Annotated in this window: 7 protein-coding genes; 2 read left to right on the top strand and 5 right to left on the bottom strand. The window is 47.7% G+C overall.

Annotated features, from left to right (window positions below; translation table 11 throughout):
- Together WBA23_RS12290 and WBA23_RS12295 are read left to right on the top strand one after the other, a co-directional pair.
- Positions 1 to 323: hypothetical protein (locus WBA23_RS12290; RefSeq protein ID WP_424582575.1), on the top strand; the 323-nt coding region annotated here is incomplete at its 5' end.
- Between the two features lie 66 nt (positions 324 to 389).
- On the top strand, positions 390 to 1,418 hold the full coding sequence (locus WBA23_RS12295; protein WP_424582576.1) for a hypothetical protein: 1,029 nt from the start codon (positions 390 to 392) through the stop codon (positions 1,416 to 1,418).
- 51 nt (positions 1,419 to 1,469) lie between these two features.
- Here the strand turns inward: WBA23_RS12295 and WBA23_RS12300 are convergent, their stop codons facing one another.
- From WBA23_RS12300 to eboE, 5 genes are all read right to left on the bottom strand, one after another.
- Complete coding sequence (locus WBA23_RS12300; RefSeq protein ID WP_424582577.1) at positions 1,470 to 3,557, bottom strand: S9 family peptidase; 2,088 nt, start codon at positions 3,555 to 3,557, stop codon at positions 1,470 to 1,472.
- Positions 3,558 to 3,748: 191 nt separating this feature from the next.
- Positions 3,749 to 4,084, bottom strand: a complete 336-nt coding sequence (locus WBA23_RS12305; RefSeq protein WP_424582578.1) for a cupin domain-containing protein — start codon at positions 4,082 to 4,084, stop codon at positions 3,749 to 3,751.
- Positions 4,085 to 4,147: 63 nt separating this feature from the next.
- A complete protein-coding gene (locus WBA23_RS12310; RefSeq protein WP_424582579.1) occupies positions 4,148 to 4,750 on the bottom strand; it encodes a hypothetical protein in 603 nt (200 codons plus the stop codon).
- Between the two features lie 119 nt (positions 4,751 to 4,869).
- Positions 4,870 to 6,243: an alkaline phosphatase family protein gene (locus WBA23_RS12315; RefSeq protein WP_424582580.1), complete on the bottom strand. Its 1,374-nt coding sequence runs from the start codon at positions 6,241 to 6,243 to the stop codon at positions 4,870 to 4,872.
- Between the two features lie 106 nt (positions 6,244 to 6,349).
- Positions 6,350 to 7,561 (bottom strand): metabolite traffic protein EboE, encoded by a 1,212-nt coding sequence (gene eboE, locus WBA23_RS12320; protein WP_424582581.1) that lies wholly within the window; start codon positions 7,559 to 7,561, stop codon positions 6,350 to 6,352.
- Positions 7,562 to 7,597: the final 36 nt, after the last annotated feature.

The following is a 7,597-nucleotide window of genomic DNA, read 5'->3' on the forward strand; positions in this document are numbered from 1 at the left end:
CGTTTGAACTGAGTCTGTGGCATGACATTTTGCTGGACGAAGAAACCCTGTGGGCTGCTCAGGAAAAGATGATTGAGAAGCGAGGTGGTAATCTGGTGGCCCCTTTGCCTAAGAGCGAGATAGGGCAGTGTGGGTACTTAAACCAACTTACCCGAGAAGAACTGCAACAAGCTATCGGTGAGTATCGCGCGTTGTGCCAGCGGTTCCCTCGCCAGGGTTGGGGCGTTGAACCGTTGTGTAGCGACGTAGGGTTGGAAGATCCGTCTACAGTTTACTCCGGACCCGTGATTGATCAGAATACGATGGAAGAAACTATTATGTAATTTGCTAGGGTTGGGTATTTCGTACTTTTTTAGGAAATCCAACCCTACTTTTTTTGATTTTCTTCAATGGCTAAGTCAGTTTCTGTTTACGATTTCGTATTACCACTGTTCAAAATCCGTTGGAATACCCGTGCCGTACTGGAAGGAATTTCGGCTAAGTACCAGCCTCGCAAAATCCACGTCGTTACGCCCGAAGATCAGTCACAACAATTAACTGAGCTGGCTACGGATTGGAAGATTCCTCAATTGATTACACACGTAGAGGAGTCTTTTTTCCAATCGGTTGATCTAAGTAAAGACCAAATCTGTGCGGAATTGCAACTGGAGAAGTCTCTGTACCAACCCGGTTGGTTTTATCAACAACTGCTAAAGCTGGGGGCATTTGAAGGCATTCCGTCGCTCAGCGAATGGTACTTAGTTTGGGATGCTGATTTGCTGCCAGTAGCTAGTTGGCCTATCATTCAGGAACAGAACGATAAAGCGAGTTACTGGTTCGCACTGTTGCAACACAACCAGTACGGTAACAAAGCAATCGTAAGCAAATGGGCAAACTGGATTCAAAGAGTGTTAGATGTTGAGCCACTGACTGATGTAGAAGGCACATTTGTTCCTCATCATTTGTGGTTTAAGCAAGAGCACTTGCGCTCATTTCAGCAGCAGTTGCAGCAGTATTACCAGTCTGACGATCACTGGAGCAAACTGATGATCCGCTCGGCCAACGAGTTTGGTACGTTCAGCGAATTTTGGGCTTACGCTTCGTGGGTGGCTCACCATATTCCTCAGGATTTATATTACTATCCTTACCGCAAATACGGGCGAACTACCGAACGGTTCTTTGACGATGGCACCGGACTATTTTCCGCCGCATTTCGCAAAAAATACTTGATGAGCGGTTCAGACTGGGAGACATTTTACCCTTCCTATCATCAAGTAATGGATTTTGTAGAAGAAGATTACGCCGACACATCTCTTCCATCTTCCCTATCGTTTGAAAGTAGCTCCCGCCATCTGCAAAAAGGGCGGAAAAATATGCATATTGAAGAGCTACGCTCCCGCTGGACGCCCGCTAAGATTACTACTACAAAAGTAGTTTGATATTAACAGACGGCGGAAAATTTGCCGTTTACATTGTAATGTCAACCCGTCTTAGTCTTTTCCTTCCAGCTTCAGCATAAATGCGTACTCCAGGGCGGTTTCTTTGTAGCGTTGAAAGCGTCCTGATGCTCCGCCGTGGCCGGCTTCCAGGTTGGTTTCCAATAGCAGCAGATTATCGTCCGTTTTCTTGTCCCGTAACTTAGCCACCCACTTTGCGGGTTCCCAGTACTGTACTTGAGAGTCAAATAAGCCTGTGGTGACCAGCATGTTGGGATACGCTTGTTCAGCTACATTATCGTAGGGCGAATAGGACAGCATATACTGATAAGACTCCAAATTTTTAGGATTTCCCCACTCGTCAAATTCGTTGGTGGTCAGGGGAATAGACTCATCGAGCATGGTAGAAACCACATCTACGAATGGTACGGCAGCGATCAAACCATTGAAGCGGTCGGGGGCCATATTGGCTACGGCGCCCATCAGCAATCCGCCCGCACTACCGCCCAGGCCGTAGAGATGTTCGGTGGCCGTATAGCCTTCCGCGATGAGGTAATCAGCGCAGTCGATATAATCATTAAAGGTGTTTTTCTTCTTAAACATCTTACCATCTTCGTACCACTCGCGCCCCATATCCTGCCCGCCCCGAACGTGGGCAATCGCCCAAATGAAGCCCCGGTCGAGCAAGCTTAATCGCGCGCTGTTGAAGTACGGATCGGTAGAATTACCGTAGGAGCCGTACGCGTACAGTAAAAGCGGTGCCGGAGCGTTTTCTCGCACCCCTTTTTTGTATACCAACGAAATTGGAATCTGCTTACCATCCCGAGCGGGGGCAAATAGCCGTTCGGTAACGTATTCCGTAGGTTCGTGGCCGCCGACCACCTCTTGCCGCTTTTTCAGTTCTTGCTCGCGGGTACGCATGTTGTAATCGTAGATCGAGATTGGGGTGGTCAGTGAAGAATAGCCGTAGCGTAATACTTCAGAATCTAGCTCAGGATTGGTGGCGGAGGTGAGTAAATAGGCCGGTTCATCAAACTGAATATAGTACTCTTCATTAGCCTCGGTGTCCATTACCCGCAGTTTGGGTAGCGCGTTGGCTTTTTCGGTCAGTACCAGATAACGCTGAAAAGCCTCCATGTCTTCAATAAAGACATCCTCACGATGCGGAATCATTTCCTGCCAGTTTTCTTTCAACGTAGCTTCCACCGGAGCTTCCATAATTCGGTAATTTGGGGCTTCCCAATCGGTACGGATGTAGAACTTACTGCCTACGTGCTCAATTGAATACCGATGTTTCGTTTCCCGCGGAGTGAATTGCTGAAAATCACCCTCGGGCTGGTCGGCGCGTAATAGATGATAATCATTCGCCAAAGTACTCTGGTTTCCGATGATGATATACTCACCCGATTTAGACTTGTACACTCCAATGTAAAAAGAAGGGTTCTTTTCTTCGTACTTCAGCATATCATTATCGACGGTTTCGCCCAGCCGATGTCGCCAAATTTTGTTGGAGAGTAGCGTTACCTCATCTTTGGTAGTATAAAAGTAGTACTGATTATTACTTGACCATGCTCCGTCGCCCTGCGTATTAGAAATTGCGTCCGGTAGCATCTCCCCGGTTTCTAAGTTCTTAAAGCGAATAGTATAGACCCGACGACTTAGGGTGTCTTCAGCAAACGCTAGTATTTTATTGTCTGGGCTTACCTGCAAACCTCGAGCGTTGTAGTAGTCGAAGTCTGCGGCTAGTTCGTTTACATTGAGTAGAATCTCCTCCGCTGCTTCTAGGCTTTCTTTCTTACGAGCGTAGATCGGGTACTCTTGCCCCTCTTCGTAGCGCGTGTAGTACCAGTAGCCATTTTCAAAGTACGGGACCGAAGAATCGTCCTGACTAATTCGCCCGACTATTTCGTCGTATAGTTCCTCCTGTAACTTCTCGGTTTCCTGCATTACCGACTTGGTGTAGGCGTTTTCATCTTCTAAGTACCGAAGCACTTGTTGGGTTTGTTCGTCCGGGTTTTCCGCTTGCTTTTGCTCATCAGTAAGCCGCATCCAGAAGTAGGGATCGACCCGGGTATCGCCGTGGATAGAAAGCACTGAATCTTGCTGGGGCGCATCAGGGGCCTCCGTAGTATTATTGGACATAGTAGAATCTGAATTGGATTGGCATGAGAGAAGACTACCGCAAATTGCGGCGAAACTTGCAATTTTGGCTGCGAACTTCATATCAATTATTTTAGATCGAGGAAAGTGAGGGTTACAAATAGCTAGCAAATATACGGTATACGCACAAAAAAACCGGATAATGTTTATCCGGTTATTATAATATCAATTGATTACTCCCCTCTACCGTGCACCTGCGCGGGCGGTGAGGTGGCCTCAACCGCGGTAAAGGTTTCTAAAATCTTATAGGTATGCTTAGCGTCTTTCGGAACTACGTAAGAATCGCCGGGTTGCAGTGTTACCATTTGCCCTTCTGAGTGCAATTCGGCTTTTCCTTTGATAACGTAGCCTACCGTTTCGTAGGGGCGGCTTACCGCAGGTTTATCCTGGTTGGGCTGTTCGTCTTCCCACATCCGCATGGCTACGTTAGAGCCCGAAGCTAAAAATTTTTCAGCACCTTCTTTGGGTGAGTGCGTACCATCTACTTTTTTAATTGTGCTATCAGCCATAAAAATTCGTGTTTCGTTAAAAAATATGAACTGGTATATCAACCGATTTGCTCTACCAGATGTTTAGGGAACCAGTGTTACCGGGTCAGTGGTAAATTCGTAGAACTCACCATTTTCCAGACGGTAGTGCACGGTAAACTGATGATTAGCACTTTCCCGAGGGGCGGAAGTTAGTTGCAATGTGAAGGGTTCATCGGCTGCCGCCAGATCATCATCTACCAGAAAATCGGGCAAGCCAACGATGCGGCCACTGTACGGCTCGTATATTTTGATAATGGCGTTAAGCGTATCCCCCGCTGAGAAAACTTTACTGCTCGCTGCTTGAGCATAGTCTGCCGAACTAAATACTGCGATCTCCGCGATTTCTTCGGTAGGTTGAAGCAGTGGTGAACAGGCGTACGCCCGGAAACCTCCCACTATAGTAGCTTGGCTTTCATAAGCTGCCTCGGGAACCGCCCGGATACCAAATTCCGAGTACGTCAGCGTAATCCCCGCCCCCACGGTTATGAAGTTAGAGAAACTACCCCCAATTGCTACGTTAGTTCCACCGATTCCCACAATATTTATATACTCATTGTTTATAGAACCACAGTCAAGACCATCGTCTAAACAACTAATATTTAGCAGTAGTACCAGAGTTAAGATGATACGCAGAGCTAATTTCATAGGCAACTAAGTATTTTATAGTACTCTTACAGAAATTATACCTTTTTTACCTCAATAGGAGTCAATTATCAAGTTAACCCTACTTGCTAAGGCAATGATAATCAAACGGTTTAACTAGCTTAACTCCCTAAATGAGACCGTAAGATACCCTGCACTTCAGTAGGGAGTAGCGTAGAGTCAGCGAGTAAATCAGTTTGTTGTGTAATAAAGATAGGCCAATCTTCTTTCGAGGCAGGAGTTCTTCCGTGGGAACCTTTCACTAGCGAAGCATCTAATGGTATCACATCCATCAGGTAGCGAAAGCCCAGCTTCTTTTTCAGCAGCTTCATACCAACCTTGGCCATCGGTAGCTTAATTTTCGGATCGAGAAACATCTCTACCGGATCGTAGCCCGGTTTGCGGTGAATGTCTACCGTACGGGCAAAATCGGGGGCTTTAGCGTTATCCAGCCAGTAGTAATAGGTGAACCAAGCATCTTCTTCCGCCACCGCGATTAGTTCACCGGCTCGAGAGTGAGACAGATGATGCTTTTCTTTTCCGCTTTTATCCAGCACTTGGGCAATGCCGGGAGTGGTTTCTAACAACGCCCGAACCTCGGGTATATCCTCGGCTTGCTGCACGTAAACGTGGGCCAGTTGATGATCGGCTACGGCAAAGGCTCGGCTGACTCCGGCGTCCAGCATCTCCCGCCCCAACTCATCTTTTACGGTAATATAGCCCTGCTCCCGCAGCACTCGGTTAATGTGCACCGGTCGATTTACCGACGTAATTCCGTACTCGGATAGTACTATCACTTTTGCATCCTGCGCCTCATAATACGTAATTAAATCCTCGCAAACAGCATCAACACTCCGCAAATCCGAACCGATCTTAGCGAAGTCAATTCCGCAGCGTTGTAGATTGTAGTCCAAGTGAGGTAGGTAGATAAGGGTAAGGGTAGGGTTATGCCACTCGTCCACCTTCTTGGCGGCTTTAGCAATCCACTTAGTAGAATTGATATTCGCGTTTGGCCCCCAAAACTCGAAGAGGGGAAACTGTCCTAATTCCTGTTGCAGACGATCCCGCAAGTCCATCGGCTGGGTATAAATATCCGGCAACTTGCGGCCGTCGGCGGGGTAGAGCGGACGGGGGGTGACTGCGTAGTTTACCGACGAATACATATTGTACCACCAGAACAGGTTCGCGCAGGTAAAATTAGGATCAGATTGCCGGGCAACATCCCAGATTTTAGGAGATTGTACCAGTTTGTTTGATTGTCGCCAGAACTTAACCTCGCACTCATCGCGAAAGTACCAGCCGTTGCCTACCACGCCGTGTTCGTTTGGCCACTTTCCGGTAAGGTAAGTTGATTGCGCTGAACAGGTAACCGCTGGTAGCACCGGCTCAATCGCTATCTGTTTTCCCCGCTCACTCCAGCGTTTTAGAAATGGCGTATGTTCGCCTAATACTCGTCCTGAGAGGGCTACTACATCGAGAACTACTGTTTTGGTCATTAGTCATTGGTCATTACGGATTGTCTTCAATACAGTTTACCTTTCTATTTTCCACTATCACTTTTCAATTGTTGACTGTTCACTGCACCGGGCCACGGGGGCATTGTTAATTGACAAGGTTGCGAACCCACTCCAGTTCACGAACGATGGATTGCGCGAGCCCTACCTGAATATCTTTAGGCAGCACCTCCCAGGTGTAGGTTTCTACTTCTAGGTGGCGGGTTATCGGGGTTTCTTTCTGCATATTCAGCACTTCTCGAATAGCATCCTGCGTGGAGTTCAGAACCCCGTAGCTCGGCACAAATAAGGGTACGTGAAAGTGCGTTCGCCACTCCGCTATATCAGGTTCATTAATATGTTTAAGAGCCTCAGGGAGGTCGGGGTAGTGAAGTAGCTGATCGTTGGTTTGGCGAGCTACCACCTGATGTAGATAAGTCGATTCTACCAATGATTCAAACGCCTGGGTTACGGGTTGGCGGTCAGCTTCTTCCGTTGGTAAATCAGCTTTTAGGGCGGCACTGATCTGAATTTTCCCAACTCGAATGCCTTCTGCCTGCCAGCGACGGAAGGTATCGTGCGGCTTTTCATACACTACGGCGAAGTGACACACATCGTAGCAAAGCTGGATGTGGGTTTTGATGCACACTTCGGCTTCTTCGGAGCTTAACCCTAGCTGCTGTTGTAGTATCGGCAATCCTTTGGGTAATAGCCAATTGTTAAAGTAATCAATGACTTCCTGGGTATTTTCCAACATACCATCTGGCTCGGGTTCAATATCCAGGTGCAGTACCTTACCGGTTTCTTGCCGAAGCTGGTAGAGTTCAGCTACTATCTGCACTAGATGGTTGGTAGACTTTTCAAAAACTTCTTCTCTAGTTCGCTCATCAGCGTGCCAATACTTATACGATAGCGGGGAAGTAGAAATCCCACCGTCCATATCGGAGGGCAGCAGTTTTGCCAGAATGGAAAATAGCTGCTGTGTGTACGATAAACGTTCGGGTGTGGTCCAGTCGGGCTGATGCACTTGGTCTTTTACCACTTGCCGATGAAATCCTCCGTAGGGAAAACCATTCATGGTAAACACGTAACAGTTATTCTCTGTCAGCCATTCCTGAAAAGCGGCCAGAGCAGCCGGACGGGCCAGTTCTTCTCCCGCTTGCTGTGACAGTCGTAAGCCAATTCCAAAGGGCTGCTCAGAGGCTACCGCCGACTGAACTGCCGGAACATAGGTTCGTAGGCTCTGATCTACTTCATCCCAGCTTTCGCCCGGATGAATATTGGTGCAGTAGGTAAGGTGATATTGGTTGGGTAGTTTCATAGGTTAATTGTGAGAACAGACTTCGGAAGTTTAGAG

The organism is Tunicatimonas sp. (assembly GCF_049647865.1).
Taxonomy (GTDB): domain Bacteria; phylum Bacteroidota; class Bacteroidia; order Cytophagales; family Cyclobacteriaceae; genus Tunicatimonas.

Excerpts from the sequence above, each read along its gene's own strand:
- WBA23_RS12295 (WP_424582576.1), top strand. The coding sequence starts at position 390 with ATGGCTAAGTCAGTTTCTGTTTACGATTTCGTATTACCACTGTTCAAA.
- WBA23_RS12305 (WP_424582578.1), bottom strand. The coding sequence starts at position 4,084 with ATGGCTGATAGCACAATTAAAAAAGTAGATGGTACGCACTCACCCAAA.
- WBA23_RS12315 (WP_424582580.1), bottom strand. The coding sequence starts at position 6,243 with ATGACCAAAACAGTAGTTCTCGATGTAGTAGCCCTCTCAGGACGAGTA.
- WBA23_RS12300 (WP_424582577.1), bottom strand. The coding sequence starts at position 3,557 with ATGTCCAATAATACTACGGAGGCCCCTGATGCGCCCCAGCAAGATTCA.
- eboE (WP_424582581.1), bottom strand. The coding sequence starts at position 7,561 with ATGAAACTACCCAACCAATATCACCTTACCTACTGCACCAATATTCAT.
- WBA23_RS12310 (WP_424582579.1), bottom strand. The coding sequence starts at position 4,750 with ATGAAATTAGCTCTGCGTATCATCTTAACTCTGGTACTACTGCTAAAT.